This is a genomic window from Serratia sp. JSRIV004, from assembly GCF_019968705.1.
Taxonomy (GTDB): Bacteria; Pseudomonadota; Gammaproteobacteria; order Enterobacterales; family Enterobacteriaceae; genus Chania; species Chania fonticola_B.
In genome coordinates this window covers 658,585-675,659 of the sequence record NZ_CP074140.1, presented here as the reverse complement: position 1 = coordinate 675,659, position 17,075 = coordinate 658,585, and the positions used below count along the sequence as shown (strand labels likewise).

13 protein-coding genes are annotated in these 17,075 nt (G+C 49.8%); 9 read left to right on the top strand and 4 right to left on the bottom strand.

The annotated features are described in order from the left end of the window. Window positions 1–52: 52 nt before the first annotated feature. Together KGP21_RS03150 and KGP21_RS03145 are read right to left on the bottom strand one after the other, a co-directional pair. Complete coding sequence (locus tag KGP21_RS03150; RefSeq protein ID WP_223537200.1) at window positions 53–1,108, bottom strand: DUF1176 domain-containing protein; 1,056 nt, start codon at window positions 1,106–1,108, stop codon at window positions 53–55. 30 nt (window positions 1,109–1,138) lie between these two features. Continuing rightward, a complete protein-coding gene (locus KGP21_RS03145; protein WP_223537199.1) occupies window positions 1,139–1,570 on the bottom strand; it encodes a YhbP family protein in 432 nt (143 codons plus the stop codon). Window positions 1,571–1,999: 429 nt separating this feature from the next. Here KGP21_RS03145 and speFL point away from each other — a divergent pair, with 429 nt between their 5' ends. From speFL to potE, 3 genes are all read left to right on the top strand, one after another. Beyond that, a complete protein-coding gene (gene speFL / locus KGP21_RS03140) occupies window positions 2,000–2,104 on the top strand; it encodes a leader peptide SpeFL (protein WP_112363015.1) in 105 nt (34 codons plus the stop codon). Window positions 2,105–2,390: 286 nt separating this feature from the next. After that, window positions 2,391–4,553 (top strand): ornithine decarboxylase SpeF, encoded by a 2,163-nt coding sequence (gene speF, locus KGP21_RS03135; protein WP_209529914.1) that lies wholly within the window; start codon window positions 2,391–2,393, stop codon window positions 4,551–4,553. 116 nt (window positions 4,554–4,669) lie between these two features. Next, window positions 4,670–5,986, top strand: coding sequence for a putrescine-ornithine antiporter (gene potE / locus KGP21_RS03130; RefSeq protein ID WP_021807501.1), 1,317 nt, complete (start codon window positions 4,670–4,672; stop codon window positions 5,984–5,986). A 75-nt stretch (window positions 5,987–6,061) separates the two neighbouring features. On the opposite strand, the gene KGP21_RS03125 is transcribed toward potE, so the two are convergent. Then, on the bottom strand, window positions 6,062–7,492 hold the full coding sequence (locus KGP21_RS03125) for a 6-phospho-beta-glucosidase (RefSeq protein WP_223537197.1): 1,431 nt from the start codon (window positions 7,490–7,492) through the stop codon (window positions 6,062–6,064). A 37-nt stretch (window positions 7,493–7,529) separates the two neighbouring features. After that, on the bottom strand, window positions 7,530–8,969 hold the full coding sequence (ascF, locus tag KGP21_RS03120) for a PTS cellobiose/arbutin/salicin transporter subunit IIBC (RefSeq protein WP_037376527.1): 1,440 nt from the start codon (window positions 8,967–8,969) through the stop codon (window positions 7,530–7,532). Between the two features lie 198 nt (window positions 8,970–9,167). Between ascF and KGP21_RS03115 the strand changes: the two genes are divergently transcribed. The 6 genes from KGP21_RS03115 (at window position 9,168) to KGP21_RS03090 (ending at window position 17,011) form a co-directional block, all read left to right on the top strand. Next, the gene (locus KGP21_RS03115) at window positions 9,168–10,187 is read left to right on the top strand and encodes a LacI family DNA-binding transcriptional regulator (protein WP_223498785.1); all 1,020 of its coding nucleotides are present in this window, start codon (window positions 9,168–9,170) and stop codon (window positions 10,185–10,187) included. Between the two features lie 962 nt (window positions 10,188–11,149). Further along, window positions 11,150–11,692 carry a fimbrial protein gene (locus KGP21_RS03110; RefSeq protein ID WP_223498784.1) on the top strand — a complete coding sequence of 181 codons (543 nt, stop codon included), beginning with the start codon at window positions 11,150–11,152 and terminating at the stop codon, window positions 11,690–11,692. A gap of 58 nt (window positions 11,693–11,750) precedes the next feature. Next, window positions 11,751–12,518 (top strand): molecular chaperone, encoded by a 768-nt coding sequence (locus tag KGP21_RS03105; protein WP_223537195.1) that lies wholly within the window; start codon window positions 11,751–11,753, stop codon window positions 12,516–12,518. After that, window positions 12,484–15,054: a fimbria/pilus outer membrane usher protein gene (locus tag KGP21_RS03100; RefSeq protein WP_223537193.1), complete on the top strand. Its 2,571-nt coding sequence runs from the start codon at window positions 12,484–12,486 to the stop codon at window positions 15,052–15,054. The genes KGP21_RS03105 and KGP21_RS03100 overlap by 35 nt, the downstream gene beginning before the upstream one ends. Window positions 15,055–15,065: 11 nt before the next feature. Further along, a complete protein-coding gene (locus tag KGP21_RS03095; RefSeq protein WP_223537192.1) occupies window positions 15,066–16,226 on the top strand; it encodes a fimbrial protein in 1,161 nt (386 codons plus the stop codon). Window positions 16,227–16,231: 5 nt separating this feature from the next. Next, window positions 16,232–17,011, top strand: coding sequence for a molecular chaperone (locus KGP21_RS03090; protein ID WP_223498780.1), 780 nt, complete (start codon window positions 16,232–16,234; stop codon window positions 17,009–17,011). The last annotated feature ends 64 nt before the right edge of the window (window positions 17,012–17,075 follow it).

The window sequence follows — 17,075 nt, the reverse complement described above, 5'->3', positions numbered from 1 at the left end:
CCCTCTGTTTGCCCAAGGCACAGAACCGCCCGTGGAGACTCTCTAGTTCTTTTTACTGCGCCGCTTTCACCTCGGCGACGTACGTCGGTAAATCCCAGGTTCCGCCCGCATGGATTAAACGGCACAGGCCTGTGGTGGCCTCGTTGCTTTGACGGAACGCCGTGCCATCCCATACCCAACTGGCAGTGGCCCAGCAATCACCCAATCCACGCCCCTTTTGCCCCATTGAGATTATCCCTTCATCATAGCCAGAGCCGGAATTGGTCACCAATACCGGGGCCTGCTTCAGGGCGCTGTCGATCACCCAATAACCGTAACCTTCGTTATAGGCCGCCCGCCAACACACGGCGGTGATCAGGGCATGCCCATTACCGAGCGGGGTCAGCGTGATGCCATCCTCGCTTGCGCCATCGTTATCCTCTGGGGACTGCATGCGGTCGCAATCATCCGGTTGCAGCGTCGCCAGCAGTTTAGGTGTCAGCGCGGCGATCTCGGGTGCCGTAAGCGGGCGCTCTTCCGCCTTGGGCACCTTCACTGCCTGGATCACCGGGGCAGGAATGGCTGCTGGCACGCTGCTTTCCGGCTTGTCGCCTTTTTTAGTCAAAGCACCAGGCGTGCCGATACGCCCCTGCACATCATCCATCTTCAATAAGGTGGCCGAAGCCCCATCGCCTGACAGCACGAAAGGTGCGGGGCCGCCTTTAAATTCAACCGTGCCGCTGCCTTTGATTGCGCCGATCAATGCCAGAGTCTGGCTTGCTGACAGGTTCCAGTTTCCCTCCTTGGTCGGTTTGAGCGCACCAACCGCCTTGCCGTTGATCCACAGCGTCAGCTTTGCCACCGCGGCTGAATCACCCTCTTCGTAGTCCGCCAAGGTCACTTCCCCCGTTGGGACAGTGCCAGGGCCAGCAATGCGCGTGATCAGCACCGAACCGTTCGAAGCGCTTGGCTCATCTTCATTAGCGTAGCCCGCCGCACGACAGGTATTGGTGTTGTCACAGGCCAATTCCCAGTTCTTATGGCTAAAGGAAACTCCACTGTCTTGCGCCATCGCCGGGGAAACCAATGCCGCCAATAACGATAAAGCAGCTATCTCGGTGTTTTTCATGCCATCGATCCTTAATATTCAGCTCGATTATCAACGTGCCCAGTGCAGCTTTTTGCCAAAGCCCAGGGTGTTATCGGTCATCTTCACTTCCTGCAACGCGATCTGCCAAATAGGCGCTTTCATCACCTTGGCCACCGGGAAGCGTTTGCAGTAACGCGTTCGGGCCAGTTCGGCCTCGTCCCCGGCCAACAGCGTGATTTCCCCCGCGTATTGTACCCCTTTGATCAGCGCAACGGTCTTGGGCTGCGGCGCAATAGTGCCCACAATCCGGTTGTTGCGTTGCATCAGTTCGCCATGGCGAGTGTGCGGTTCGGTCATCAGCCATAGCGCCATGCGCTCGGCATCGAATACGTAAAAGCAGTTAGCGCACCACATCGCCGTGCCATCACTGGCACACAGCGTGAGCACATGCTGCTTACTGAGAAAACGGATAATGTGCAGCCGATCTTCGATCTGATCCAACGTAAGTTCTCCTTATCACCTCCGCCATCTTACCTGCAGATTTGAAGACAGTCACAATTAGCGACAAATTATGCTCAACATAAAACTAGCATATTAATTAGCAATTCATGCATCTTTATGCAAGATAAGCCTGACTACAGTAATAACAAATAAAAAACATCCTAGCTTTATTTCTGCTATTACCCGCTTTTATTTAGGGTGATTTACAGGAGCTTGGTTAGCCTAAACCAAATTTATCCAGTCCGTTGGTTCCATTTGTAGCAATTACTTCACATATACCCTCACGGTAGATTTCATAGCTATTCACTCCGGTGCATAGAAAATGAATAGTTAAGTATAAATCGCATGATTAACGTGATCTGCATCACTTTATTTCCGTATTTAGGGGATAAAATAGCGCCAAGTCCGAAACCCATAGGTAAATGGAAAATGGAAAACAACAACAGAAAGATGGCTCACATCCGACGAACTACACATATTATGATGATGGCTCACCGCAGCTGCTTTAGCTTTGCCTTTTTTAACTTCAGATAAACTCCCTCCTCTGCGTTCTTATTACGTCTTGCAGCCAGACCTATGCCAACGATCATTCCCTGCGCCTGATGGCGATGGTATCGCTTTGTTTTGCTTAAAAACAGAGTGGATCCGGCATCATTGCAACCTCGTTTAAGAACCCAAAAAATTTCGTCAAAATAAACTCGTAACCTAATTATGTTTTATGAACATGATTACGCTCACGCATACCTTTATTTTAACGAAAATATTTTCTGGCAAAGACCTTATTTGCCGGCGGGATATTTTCGCCTGAAGAATGACAAAAATGAACAAACTAAAAATTGCAGCGAACCCAAAAACTCTCTCTTGCTTTGAAACCACACGTGAAATTAGCGATGTGCACCACAGCGACTTTAATGACGTAGCCGCCATCGTGCTTTCCGTGGAAGACGTACAGCAAGGCCTGGTGGCACAGTTGGAAGAAACCGGTTTACACATTCCGATCTTTGTCGCCGTCTGCTGTGAAGAAGAACTGGATAACGCCGTATTACCGGCGCTGAACGGCGTATTTGAACTCTGTGGCAAAAACACTCAGTTCTACGGCAAGCAACTGGAAGCCGCAGCGGTAAAATATGAAAGCGAGCTGCTACCACCGTTCTTTAATACCCTGACCCAATATGTAGAGATGGGTAACGCCACCTTCGCCTGCCCAGGACATCAGGGCGGTGAGTTCTTCCGCAAACACCCCGCAGGCCGCCAGTTCTTTGATTTCTATGGTGAAACGCTGTTCCGCTCCGATATGTGCAACGCCGACGTTAAGCTGGGCGATCTGCTGATCCACGAAGGCGCGCCTTGCGATGCACAAAAACACGCCGCCAAGGTGTTCAACGCCGATAAAACCTATTTCGTGCTGAACGGGACTTCGGCTTCCAATAAAGTGGTAACCAACGCCCTGCTGAGCCGTGGCGATCTGGTCCTGTTCGACCGTAACAACCATAAGTCCAACCACCATGGCGCGCTGATCCAGGCCGGGGCAACGCCGGTATATCTGGAAACGGCACGTAACCCGTTCGGCTTTATCGGCGGCATCGATGCTCACTGCTTTGAAGAAGGCTATCTGCGCCAGCAAATCCGCGAGACCGCACCGGAACGCGCCAACGACGCGCGGCCATTCCGCCTGGCGATTATCCAACTGGGGACTTACGACGGCACGATCTATAACGCTCGCCAGGTCGTCGACAAAATTGGCCACCTGTGTGATTACATCCTGTTTGACTCTGCCTGGGTCGGCTATGAGCAGTTCATCCCAATGATGAAAGACTGCTCGCCGCTGCTGCTGGAACTGAACGAAAACGATCCGGGGATCATCGTTACCCAATCGGTACACAAACAGCAGGCCGGTTTCTCACAGACCTCGCAGATCCATAAAAAAGACAGGCACATCAAAGGGCAAGATCGTTACTGCAACCATAAGCGTTTCAATAACGCCTTTATGCTGCACGCGTCCACCAGCCCGTTCTACCCGCTGTTTGCCGCACTGGATGTGAACGCTAAAATGCATGAAGGCAAGAGCGGCCAACGCCTGTGGAAAGAGTGTGTGCGCATCGGCATTGAGTCACGCAAAATGCTGTTGGACACCTGCACCATGATCAAACCTTTCGTACCGGAGCAAATCGACGGTAAACCTTGGCAGTCCTACAGCACCGAAGCCATGGCCAACGATCTGCGCTTCTTCAACTTTATCCCTGGCGAAAAATGGCATGCCTTCGAGGGTTATGAGGAATCACAATACTTTGTGGATCCCTGCAAGCTGCTGTTGACCACGCCGGGCATCGATACCGCCAGCGGCGAATACAGCAGCTTTGGTATCCCGGCGACCATTCTGGCTAACTACCTGCGTGAAAACGGTATTGTGCCAGAGAAATGTGACCTGAACTCTATCCTGTTCCTGCTCACCCCGGCGGAAGATATCGCCAAAATGCAGCATCTGGTGGCGCTGATTGCCCGCTTCGAAAAACACGTCGAACAAGACTCCTTGCTGAGTGAAGTCCTGCCAACCGTGTACAAGAACAACGAAAAACGTTACCAGAACTACACCCTGCGCCAGCTGTGCCAAGAGATGCACGATCTGTACGTCAGCTACAACGTGAAAGAATTGCAGAAGGAAATGTTCCGTAAAAGCCATTTCCCACGCGTCGCCATGGATCCACAAACCGCCAATACCGAATTCGTACGTGGCAAGGTGGAACTGGTTTCTCTCGCTAAAGCCGAAGGCCGCATTGCCGCAGAAGGTGCGTTGCCTTACCCACCGGGCGTGCTGTGCGTAGTCCCAGGGGAAATCTGGGGGGGATCTGCTCAACGCTATTTCCTGGCGTTGGAAGAAGGGATTAATTTATTACCCGGATTTGCTCCAGAATTACAAGGCGTTTATATCCAGCAGGATGAAGATGGCTGGAACCGGGCTTACGGTTATGTCATGAAAGCATAATTAACTCCAGGGAGGCGGCATATTCTTGCCGCCAGACATACAGAGATATTCCTCGAATTTCAAGCGGAATGGATATGGCTGGAAAAAATTCGAGAAATATAAGAGCGAGAATGATCATGAGCAAATCCAATAATAAGATGGGGGTTGTGCAATTAACGATCCTGACAGCGGTCAATATGATGGGATCCGGCATAATTATGCTGCCAACCAAGCTGGCCGAAGTGGGGACGATTTCTATCGTTTCCTGGCTGGTGACCGCCGTAGGCTCGATGGCCCTGGCCTATGCGTTTGCCAAATGCGGCATGTTCAGCCGTAAATCCGGCGGGATGGGCGGCTATGCCGAGTATGCCTTCGGTAAATCCGGCAACTTTATGGCCAACTACACGTACGGCGTTTCGCTGCTGATCGCCAATATCGCCATCGCCATTTCTGCCGTGGGTTATGGCACCGAACTGTTCGGCGTTGCCCTGACACCATTGGGCATCTGTATAGCCACTATCGCCGTGCTGTGGCTGGCTACGGTTGCCAACTTTGGTGGCGCACGCATCACCGGGCAGATCAGCGGGATCACCGTCTGGGGGGTGATTATCCCGGTGGTCGGCATCTCGATTATCGGTTGGTATTGGTTCAGCGGTACCGCTTATCTAGCCGCCTGGAACCCGCATGCAGTGCCTACCTTTGAAGCCATCGGGTCTTCTATCTCGATGACTCTGTGGGCCTTCCTGGGTCTTGAATCTGCCTGCGCCAATACCGACGTGGTAGAAAACCCGGAACGTAACGTGCCTATCGCCGTACTCGGGGGCACATTGGGTGCCGCAGTGATCTACATTGTTTCCACCAACGTGATCGCCGGTATCGTGCCGAATATGGAACTGGCTAACTCCACCGCTCCGTTTGGCCTGGCGTTCTCACATATGTTCAACCCAACGGTCGGTAAAATCATCATGGCATTGATGATCATGTCCTGCGTGGGTTCGCTGCTGGGCTGGCAGTTCACTATCGCGCAGGTATTCAAATCCTCTGCCGACAGCGGCTTCTTCCCGAAAATTTTCTCTAAAGTCAGTAAATCTGATGCGCCAGTGAAAGGCATGCTGACCATCGTGATTATTCAGAGCGTGATGTCGCTGATGACCATCAGCCCGTCGCTGAATAAGCAGTTTAACGTGCTGGTTAACCTGGCCGTAGTGACCAATATTATTCCGTATATCCTGTCGATGGCCGCGCTGATTATTATCCAGAAAGTGGCCAAAGTACCGGAGAACAAGGCGCGTATTGCCAACGTGATTGCCGTGATTGGGGCGCTGTATAGCTTCTATGCGCTTTATAGTTCCGGTGAAGAGGCGATGATGTGGGGCGCTATTGCTACCTTCTTCGGCTGGACGTTGTATGGGTTGGTTTCACCTCGCTTTGAGATGACTGAGAAGAAGGTATGAGTTTTGATTACAAAGGGCGCTGCATGCAGCGCCCATAAAGTTGATGTCTAAATGGGCACTTCGGTGCCCATTTTGCTAACTCAAATCCGCCCCATTGCTGGCAATCACCTTCTTATACCAGTAAAAGGATTTCTTTCTGGTTCTGGCCAAGGTGCCATTGCCCTGATCATCGCGGTCCACATAGACAAAACCATAGCGCTTACTCATTTCCCCGGTAGAAGCAGAAACCAAATCGATGCAGCCCCAGGAGGTGTAACCCATCACCGGAATACCATCCTCGATAGCGTCCGCCATGGCTTTGATATGCTCACGCAAATAACTGATGCGGTATTCGTCGTCGATCTCGCCCTGCGGGTTGATTTCGTCCTTCGCTCCCAGCCCGTTCTCCACCAGGAACAGCGGCTTCTGGTAACGGTCATACATCATGTTCATGGTGATGCGCAGGCCCAACGGATCGATACCCCAGCCCCACTCACTGGCTTGGATATGCGGGTTTTTCAGCGATTTGACGATATTGGCCGCGCTGCTGTTATGCTCGTTCATATCAGCCGAAGCGCAGCGGGAGGCGTAATAGCTAAAGGAGACAAAGTCGACGCTGTTTTTCAGGATCTCACTGTCACCTGGCTCCATTGTTATAGTGATACCCTTTTCCTTAAACAGGCGCTTGGTGTATGACGGGTAAGCGCCTCGAGCCTGAACGTCGATGAAGAACAGGTTCTCGCGGTCTTTCTCTAACGCAGCCCAAACGTCTTCGGGTTTACAGGACCACGGGTAGAAATTGCCCCCAGCCAGCATGCAGCCAACCTGATTGTGCGGGTTAACCTCATGGGCGATTTTGGTCGCTAACGCGCTGGCCAACAGTTCATGATGCGCAGCCTGATATTTCACCTGCTCCTGATTATCGCCTGGCTCGAACACCAGCCCCGCGCCGGAGAACGGGCTATGCAGCAGGATATTGATTTCATTAAACGTCAGCCAGTATTTCACCAGCCCGTCAAAGGCCTCAAAACAGGTACGAGCATAGTGGGTGAAGAACTCCACCATTTTCCGATTGCGCCAAGAACCGTATTCCCGCACCAGATGCATCGGCACATCAAAGTGGCATAGCGTGACCAGCGGTTCGATGCCGTGCTTTTTGCATTCGGTAAACACGTCACGGTAGAAAGCAATCCCTTCCGCATTTGGCACCGTCTCATCACCATTAGGGAAAATACGGCTCCAGGCGATCGAAGTACGGAATACGCTGAATCCCATCTCTGCCATCAGGGCAATGTCATCTTTATAGCGATGATAAAAATCTATGCCGACATGGCTAGGGTAGAACTCGTCTTCACGCAGCTCAAAGCGTTTTTCCTGACCCAGCTTTACCGCCAGCCGATCTTTGCCATGAGGGATCATATCCACCGTGGTCAGCCCTTTGCCGCCCTCAAGATAAGCGCCTTCGGCCTGGTTAGCCGCTAGTGCACCACCCCATAAAAAGTCTGCGGGGAAAACAGATGCTGGCATAAGATACCTCTTCTCAAATATGCATTTTTACAACAGGTTATACGGATAACGCGGGCGCCGATTTGGCTTTTTCGCTTTCCGCCTCTTCAGTCACCGGGATATCTTCAAAGCCCAGCAACAGCGTGAGGATAAAGGAAAGCACCACCGCCAAAATCATCACGCCAAACACCCAGACAATGGTCATTGGGTTGGCCGGATCAAAGAACTGCACGCTGGTAAATAGACCCGGAGAGGCCATCGAGTGGCTCGCCAACCCGGCAATTCCGGCCACGCCGCCGCAGACAAAACCACTGATCAGCGCGGCGATAAGCGGGCGCTTCAAGCGTATTGCCACCCCGTAGAGCGCGGGTTCGGAAATCCCGGCCACAATCGCCGATGCCGCAGCGGCCAGCGCCGTCTGACGCAGCTCCGGGTTTTTGGTCCGCCAGGCTACCGCCAACGATGAACCGCCCAGCGAGAGGTTGGCACCAATTTCAGAGGGCATCACCATGCCTTCTTTGCCGGTTTCCGCGATGGTTTGAATGATGGTTGGCGTAAATACGCGGTGCATCCCGGTCATCACCAGCAGCGGCCATAGCCCGCCCATAATCGCTACGGATAACCACCCCAGATAGCTGTGAATGGTGTACACCAGCGCGGAAATGCCGCTACCAATCCAGATGCCCAGTGGGCCAATCAATAGGATGGCGATTGGCGCAGAGATCAGCACGATCAGCATCGGTTTGAGGAAGTTTTTCGTCACGGCTGGCGTGATGCGATCGACCCATCTTTCAATGTAGGAGAGCAACCAGGTCATGAACAACGCCGGGATCACCGTGTAGGTGTATTTTACCGCCGTGACCGGTATGCCCATAAATTCAACCTGTTGGCCCTGAGCGGCTTTCGCCATCAGATCGATAAATGCGGGATGAACCAGTACCCCGGCGATGGCGATCGCCAGCGACATATTGGTTTTGAATTTCACCGCTGCGGAAGCGGCAACCATCACCGGCAGGAAGAAGAACGCCCCGTCGCCAATGACGTTGAGGATAATCAGCGTCGAGGAGCCTTTACCGAACACGCCGGTCATATCGAGGATCATGGCGAGCAGTTTCACCATCGAGCCGCCGATAATGGCCGGTATCAACGGTGACATGGTGCCAATCAGCGCGTCCAGGATCCCCGCACCGATGCGTTTGAGAGTGATCTTGTTCTTTTCCGGCGCCGGTGGCTGGACTACCGACCCTTCGGGCAACAGTTTCAACACCTCGGCATAGGCCTGTGAAACGGTGTTGCCAATGATCACCTGGCACTGATTTTCGCTTCTTACCACGCCCAGTACGCCGCCAATTGCCTTCAGCCTGGCGGCATCAACAAGGGTGTCGTCGTTGAGCACAAAGCGTAAACGCGTCATGCAATGAGTCACCGCCGCGACGTTACTCGCTCCCCCAACTGCATCCACTATCGATCTTGATACTGCCGCATAATTCTTAGACATGAGGACAACTCTCATAGATAGGTAACCGGTTTCACACAAGAGTGTTGATATTGAGATTGCAGATCAACCTATAAATTTTTTTATTGTCTATTTTGTGATTGTGATCGACATGAATGGGTTCGAGAAGCTGCAAAGGCTCTGCTCTAATACGGCGGAATGTGTAGAATGGGGATAATTGTTAAAAGCCGGGAAAACCCTATGTCTACCATGCAGGAAGTGGCAAAAAAGGCAGGCGTCTCAAAAGCCACTGTTTCACGCGTTCTTTCCGGCAAAGGGTACGTCAGCGAAGCCACCAAAGATCAGGTGTTTAAAGCCATCGAAGAGGCGGGTTATCGTCCTAATCTGCTGGCGAGAAATCTGGCCACCAATAAATCCCAGTGCATTGGTCTGGTGGTCACCAACACCCTCTATAACGGCAGTTATTTCAGTGAAATACTTTCCCAGGCGGCGCAAAAGCTGGAAGACAACGGTCGACAGTTGATCCTGGTGGACGGTAAACACAGTGCCGCAGAAGAGCAAGAGGCGATCCGATTCCTGCTCGATTTACGCTGCGACGCCATCATCATCTACCCGCGTTTCTTAACCATCGAAGCGATGGACGACATCATCGAGCAACACAAGCAACCTATCATGGTGGTTAACCGCAGGCTGAGAAAACACCAAAGCCACTGCATCTGCTGCGACCACAAAGGGGCCAGTTTTAAGGCAACAAAATACCTGATTGAGCAGGGCCACAGGAATATCGCCTTTATTACCGGTTCACTGGATTCGCCAACGGCGATTGAGCGACTATCCGGCCATAAAGAAGCCTTAAATCAATACGATATCGAACTGGATGATAAGCTCATCATCAAAGGAAAGTGGACGCCAGCCAGCGGTGCGGCGGCGATGGAGTCCTTGCTCAAGGAGAAAATCACCTTTAGCGCGGTACTCTCCAGCAACGATGATATGGCCGTTGGTGCCATCAAGAAATTGAACGAGGCGGGCATTGCCGTGCCCAATGACGTCTCGGTTATCGGCTTCGATAATATTCCAACGGCTCCCTATCTCTCCCCCGCGTTATCCAGCGTTAAAGATCCGGTGAGCGATATGATGAGCGAAGTGATCGACCGGCTGATCGCTATGCTCGACGGCGGCTATCTGTCGAAGGACAACATTTTTTCTTCGGAACTGCTGGTTAGAGATTCTGTTGCTAAGGGACCTTTTTGGGAGCAGTGAGCTCGCGGGCACAGCATCCGGAGCCAGCGCGCAAAGGCTACTTCTGCCCTACCCTCCATACACAGTGTGATTTCCACGCGTATTACCATCTTTTCCTCAAGAAACTCGAATTACTCTTAGCATAACTTATTGATTTTAAATTGATAGAGGTTTTAATTTTGATGGCCCCCCTATTGATTCAACAGCGCCGAAGCAACATCGAGCGACATTTCAACTTCATTTCCGCCAGACCAACACTACGGAGATAGAAAATGTATCTATTAAAAAATGTAACAATAAGCTTCCAGGACAAGGTATTTTGAAAAGTATATTCATAAATCAACAAGCTTTGACATTACATAACGCTCACCAAATAAATTTGCTATTTTTCAATTATTTAAAAATAGACCTTTAGCAACACTCTGTTTTTTTACGAAAAAAACCACTATAAATTGACTGTATCAGTATAAATGACTACCACTCACTGTATTTATATAAAAAAAATCAAAATAAGTCTAAACGCAGGTATGAAACTCTAGGTTCATAGCATCTTGTATAACTTACCTATATAAACAGGAATCACCTTAGTTTAAATTAAGATTTTTCACATTTGCACATAGGTACTTTCTCACCCTTAATAACTGTCTTTCCCAGGATAAATTAAGAACTTTTAAAAAACATAATAAAAAAGAGAGGACCACGCATTAGTAAGATAATTGACAGAATTAAGCACCCCCTCTATCTTATGCTCCAAGCTTGGTACTCAATGGTCATTTATTATTAACCTATTCGCCAATACCAGCTCTAGCATCAAGGTTTTTTAATAAATGACTAAAGTACCAGGCCAACGACAGGTTAGGGAGTCTCTGTTGTGATGGATTCAAAAGTAAACTGGTGAAGAAATTGATTTCTTCTGCAAATGAAATTGGTTCAATCCGTTCTCACTAACCAATTTAAATAATGTAAATGGAATGACAATTATTATGAAAATCAATAAATCAACGTTGTTGTTAAGCGTATTCGGTTTGGTCTTTGCCGGTTCTGCTTTGGCTTCTAGTGGCACTATTACTATCACTGGTAAAATCACTGACACTACCTGTAACATCAGTGTTGATGGCCAGACTAATAACGCGACGGTAACGCTGCCAACGGTACCTGCAAGTGCGTTACCTGTAGCAGGTAATACTGCGGGCACCACGCCTTTCAGTATTGCTCTGTCAGGCTGTACTGGTAGTGTCTTTACTACAGCCCATACCTTGTTTGAAGCCGGTACTTATGTTGAACAGTCTACTGGCCGTCTGAACCTTACCGCTGCCAGTACTGCTACTAACGTGCAGGTGGAATTGCTGAACTCCGCATTAAGCCCAATCAAGGCTGGTGCAACAGACGCGACTCAAGGCGATATCAAGACTAACTTCACCGCTGATACTACCACTCTGAATTACTTTGCCCGTTACTACGCAACCGATGCAGCTGGCGCGGGTTCAGTAAATACTGCTGTCGATTACACCATTATTTACCTGTAATAACAGAAATTATTAGTATTAGGTGGGGGATACCCCACCTTTCTATAAGGGGTAGCATGTGCTCCGTAAAACGGCTTTTATCGTAATCAGCTTATTTTCCCTGTTTAATTTTCAGCTTGCGCAAGCGGCTGTGGTGATTAATGCCACCCGGGTTATTTATAATCAGCAAGATGACGAATCCGTATTGCAATTGCAAAACAAAGGGCAGGACGCATTGTTGGTCCAATCCTGGATTGATGATGGTGATTTAAAGGCAACGCCAGATACGGCACGTAGTCCGTTTACGCTGATGCCGCCAGTGGCGCGTATTGACCCTAGTAAAGGGCAGGCGCTGAGAATTGTCCGCACCAAGCCGATTGCCGCGGCAGATCGGGAAACATTGTACTGGCTTAACGTCCTGGAGATCCCGCCAAAGGCAACCAAGCAGATGGCTGCGGGCGCTAACCTGATGCAGTTCTCTTTTCGCAGCAGGATCAAGATATTTTACCGCCCGGCCAATTTGGCGATAACGCCTAGGCAAGGCTATGACAAGCTTTCTTTCAATTTCAAGAAGGAGGGTAATAATTACGTGGTCCTGGTGAAAAACCCTTCACCCTATTTCGTTACGTTTCGTAATATAGAACTAAAAAATAATAAGGACTCGATTCTCCTTGGCAGGATAGGTAAGCAGCCACGCATGATATCGCCGTTCAATGAGTTGAAATTTACGCTAGAGGGTTTAAAAAGCCAACCGCAACCCAGTACCACGATTTTTTACAGTATAATTGATGACTTTGGCGGAGATATACATAATGAATGGAAGCTCAATAGCAAAATCAGCCAATGATGGCTGCTTAAATTTCCCAAAGTTAATTCATCTTGTTGGCATATTCACGTTAACACCGCTGGCCCTTTTTTTTAGCGCATTCGCATCCGCAGCAGATAGTGTGGAGTTTAATGATTCATTTCTCCGCTCACCGGTCAATGTCCGTTCTTTTGAAAAAGGTAACCCGGTCTCCGCCGGGGTGCACCGTGTCGATATTTATTTAAATGACCAATGGTTTGGCCGCGAAGATATCAACTTTGCGCTGCCTGTTGCTGCAGCAACGATTGCTCAACCTTGTTTTACGCTGAAGTTGATGGATCTGCTGGGCTTTGATCTGGATAAAATCGACAAGGATACTCAGGCAAAACTGGCCTCCGCTGAACAATGCCTGCCATTGAGCCAATTAGCGCCAGGAACACAGGCATCTTATGATAGTGGTAGCCAGCAATTAAATATTTCCGCCCCGCAAATTATCCTTAAACGCAATGCCAGAGGCTATGTCAACCCGGCGTTATGGGATAAAGGCATCACTGCCGCCATGTTACAATACAATTATAACGCCTATCATTCGGAGCAATCAGGGGTGTCGTCTCAGACATCACAGTATCTGGGCTTACGTGGCGGGTTTAATTGGGATGTTTGGCGTTTGCGCTACCGTGCGACAGCAAACTGGGGCAATGGGCAAGGCTCAAGTTATCGCGGGTCGGAATTATATGCGGAACGTGCGTTAGTTAACTGGCGCAGCAAACTGATTATTGGCCAGTCGAGCACCGACGGACAAGTCTTTGACAGCATCGGTTATGTGGGTGCTCAGGTTGCTTCCGATGACCGTATGTATACAGACTCACAGCGTGGATTTGCCCCGGTGATCCGTGGCGTTGCCAATACCACTGCCCTGGTGAGGGTTTCTCAGCGTGGTAACCAGATTTATGAAACCACCGTGCCCCCCGGTCCATTCCAGATAGATGATCTCTATCCTTCTGGTGTTGGTGGTGATCTGTTGGTCACCATAAAAGAGGCTAATGGTAACGAGCGTAGTTTTACCGTGGTGTATTCATCCACCCCCGAGCTGTTACGCCCAGGGGTAACCCGTTATTCGGTGGCTGCCGGTAGTTATCACAACACAGCGGTTTCCTCCGCCCCGGCCTTGCTGGTGGGTACGGTAAGACGGGGGTTCTCAAACATTGTGACCGGTTATTCCGGGGTTATTGGTTCGAACTATTATCAATCGGTCTCCGCCGGGTTAGCATTCAATACCGGCATTGGCGCTATTTCTTCCGATATTACCCAGTCAAGGAGCCAATTAAGCAATAATGAGTTCACTCAGGGCCAAAGTATCAGGCTAACTTACGCAAAAATATTACCCGTCATTGATACCAACATCACCCTGGCCAGCTATCAGTACTCCAGCTCAGGTTATTACGGCATGGATGAGGCCATGAGCATCCGTGAAAGATATCAAAACAATATTTATAGCAATTATTACTACACCACGATAAATCGCCGCAATCGTTTCCAGATCAATGCGTCACAAGCCTTACCTGAGGGCTGGGGCAGTGTTTCTGTCAATGCCAACATGCAGAATTACTGGAATAGAAGCGGTACCGATACTGAATATCAGATGGCTTATAATAACTATTACAAACGAGTTAACTATGGGGTTAACGTCGGGCGTACCCGCGATCTGGTAACCAATAGTTGGGATAACAAAGTGATGTTTAGCGTGTCGATCCCATTGGGTTCGAGCGATAAGGCACCCTACTTAACCACCAGTTATACGCAAGAGAAAGATCACCAGGGTATACAGAACTCTGTTGCCGGCAGTGCCGGGGAAGATCGTCAATATGGTTACAATGTGTTTGCCAATGGCGACCGTAATTCCGGTGATCAATCACAGACCACCGCCACCGGTGGGGGCAGTGCTTCCTGGTCAGCGCCTTATGCCACCTTGGGCAGCAGTTTCTCTACCAGCCGAAATTACCAGCAGTACGGTGCCGATATTTCTGGGGGCATCGTAGCTTACAGTGGTGGTGTGGTGTTTACCCCCCTGTTGGGGGATACCGCGGCAATTGTTGAGGCCAAAAATGCCCAAGGGGCGCGCGTCACCAACTATAACGGCTTGCGGCTGGATAAATGGGGTCGCGCCGTGGTGCCTTACCTGACGCCCTATCGCCAGAACGGAGTTGAAATTGACCCCAAAGGGATCTCCCACGATATCGAACTCAAAAGCACTAGCCAGAACGTAGCGCCAACGGCAGGGGCAGTCACTCTGTTGCGCTATGAAACGGCAGAGGGTTATTCCGTGCTGATTAATACTAAAGATGTCCGTGGATTGCCGCTCCCCTTCGGTGCAACAGTATTTGATACAGCACACAGAAACGTCGGTTATATCGCGCAGTCGGGTCAAGGATTATTAAGGGTCAAACAGCAGCAGGGAGAATTAACCGTGCAATGGGGCGATGAGGCTGGGGAACGTTGTAAATTTAAGTACAATCTACCGCAATTTGTCGCTAAAACAGCGGCCGACTTCCGTCGTCTTGATGCTATTTGTAAGTAATTAAGGAATAAATGAAGATGATGACTATGCGAGCTGTCACCAACTGCGTTGTACCACAGCTGACGATACAGGTAATTGACAGAGCAAGGATGGTTCTGCTTATTCTGTTGGCCACCATCCTGGTAGGAATACACTCGCCAGCGAAAGCTGAGGGTTACGTGGTAGACTGCCTCCGGAATGGGGGAAACTATTACCAGTTCTTCAATACTACAACAATTCAGGTCGGTAATAATGCTCAAGTAGGGGATTTGCTGGGGACTTGGATAAATTCATCGGACCCTGTCGCCTGGAACTGTACGCCGGTGGTGTTCAGCTATCCCAATGCGGTAGTACAAATGAGCACGCAGGGCTATCCGCCTTATACCGTCTGGGGAAGCAAGAATGTGGACGGATCGACGTACACCGTCTACAACACTACCGTTAAAGCAGGTTTAGGCTATGTAGTCCGTTGGCGCTATACCATTAATGGCACCACCAGTGCCTGGCAACCACTGACGATCGCCCAAGGCGGGCAGCAGGATTCAACCACTTCGGTCACCACATCCAACACCAATGGGTCTTTTACTTTCGGCGTTGATGTGCAAGTTCTTTTTGTCAAGACCACCACGGCGTTGACAGCGGGTACCACCAGTGCGTTCGACCCGATATATGTTCGCTGGAAGCAGGTTTCTAATACCGTCGTCGGCACCCAAGTTGGTAGCGGCACCTATATGATCGCCGATTTTCAGCCAGGGAATTTGATTACCCTAACTGGAGGAACCTGTACCACGCCAAATGTGCCCGTAAATCTACCAGAGGTCGGGCGAAACCAGTTTACCGGTATCGGGACGTCCGGAGGATTAACACCCTTTGTTTTGAAATTTAATAATTGCTCTAGTGGGATGAATCTTGTGCAGTACAGCTTTACGCCAACCACCTCTGTAGCAAATGCGGCGAATGGTGTGGTGATGCTCGATAGTAGTTCGACAGCCACTGGAGTTGGAATGCAACTATTATTGAATCCGACGACACCGGTGACTTTTGGCACCACTTATCCACTCACCAGTTACAATCCAGCGGTGAGCAACGGAAATTATACGCTGCCGTTGTATGCCGGTTTGTATCAAACCGGAACCGGGGTGACACCAGGCTTGGTCAAGAGCTCGATAACCTTTACCGCAAGTTATAAGTAACCACTATGACAATGTTAAGCCGAAACCTGTATACCGTGCCCGTTTTGTTACGCGGGCTGATTATAGCCCTGGCTCTGTCATCTGTTCATCCGTCGTGGGCGGCTATTTCTCTGGGCCAAACACGACTGATTATCAGTGCTAAGGATAAAGAATCCACATTAAACGTAAGTAATGAAGGGGCGCAGCCAGTACTGTTGCAAATGTGGATAGACCTCGGTGACAATAGTATTTCACCTGAGAAAATTGCGGTTCCCTTTGTGATTACCCCGCCGATCGTACGTCTGGATGGGAAAAAGACGCAAAGGTTACGGGTGATGTTTACAGGTAGCGATGCCGACGTTCCTGCTGACAAAGAATCTGTCTATTGGTTGAATGTTTTGGAAATCCCCCCGAAACCGGCAGGCATTGTACCAGCGAATGAAGTTCAGCTGGCATTTATAACCCGAATAAAAATTTTTTATCGACCGCAGAAAGTCAACGCTATGGACATTTCCCATGTAGAGGAAAAACTACACTTTAGCTTACTCAATCAAAGTGGGAAGATGCTACGCATCGAGAATCCTACGCCTATAAATCAGACGCTGATTTCCATATCGATTGGGCATGATATAAAAAAAACAATCTTCAGTTTTCATCCTGAAGAAAGCATGGTCCCCCCCTACTCGACAAAAGACTATCCACTATTAAAAATAAAAGGGAGTGTTGACAAGACGATGATGGTGTTTATTTCAACGATTGGTGATTATGGTGAGATAATTAACAGTGAGAAACCCTTGGATGACTAGAGACTTAATGGTCATTGCTATGCGTGTAGATGAGTTAATCCAGAGTTACCAGAAAAGTAATGAT

What these genes read in the sequence shown, in the direction of transcription:
- KGP21_RS03150 (WP_223537200.1), bottom strand. Translation starts at nt 1,108, where the DNA reads ATGAAAAACACCGAGATAGCTGCTTTATCGTTATTGGCGGCATTGGTT.
- speFL (WP_112363015.1), top strand. Translation starts at nt 2,000, where the DNA reads ATGGAAAACAACAACAGAAAGATGGCTCACATCCGACGAACTACACAT.
- speF (WP_209529914.1), top strand. Translation starts at nt 2,391, where the DNA reads ATGAACAAACTAAAAATTGCAGCGAACCCAAAAACTCTCTCTTGCTTT.
- potE (WP_021807501.1), top strand. Translation starts at nt 4,670, where the DNA reads ATGAGCAAATCCAATAATAAGATGGGGGTTGTGCAATTAACGATCCTG.
- KGP21_RS03125 (WP_223537197.1), bottom strand. Translation starts at nt 7,492, where the DNA reads ATGCCAGCATCTGTTTTCCCCGCAGACTTTTTATGGGGTGGTGCACTA.
- ascF (WP_037376527.1), bottom strand. Translation starts at nt 8,969, where the DNA reads ATGTCTAAGAATTATGCGGCAGTATCAAGATCGATAGTGGATGCAGTT.
- KGP21_RS03115 (WP_223498785.1), top strand. Translation starts at nt 9,168, where the DNA reads ATGTCTACCATGCAGGAAGTGGCAAAAAAGGCAGGCGTCTCAAAAGCC.
- KGP21_RS03110 (WP_223498784.1), top strand. Translation starts at nt 11,150, where the DNA reads ATGAAAATCAATAAATCAACGTTGTTGTTAAGCGTATTCGGTTTGGTC.
- KGP21_RS03100 (WP_223537193.1), top strand. Translation starts at nt 12,484, where the DNA reads ATGAATGGAAGCTCAATAGCAAAATCAGCCAATGATGGCTGCTTAAAT.
- KGP21_RS03095 (WP_223537192.1), top strand. Translation starts at nt 15,066, where the DNA reads ATGAAGATGATGACTATGCGAGCTGTCACCAACTGCGTTGTACCACAG.
- KGP21_RS03090 (WP_223498780.1), top strand. Translation starts at nt 16,232, where the DNA reads ATGACAATGTTAAGCCGAAACCTGTATACCGTGCCCGTTTTGTTACGC.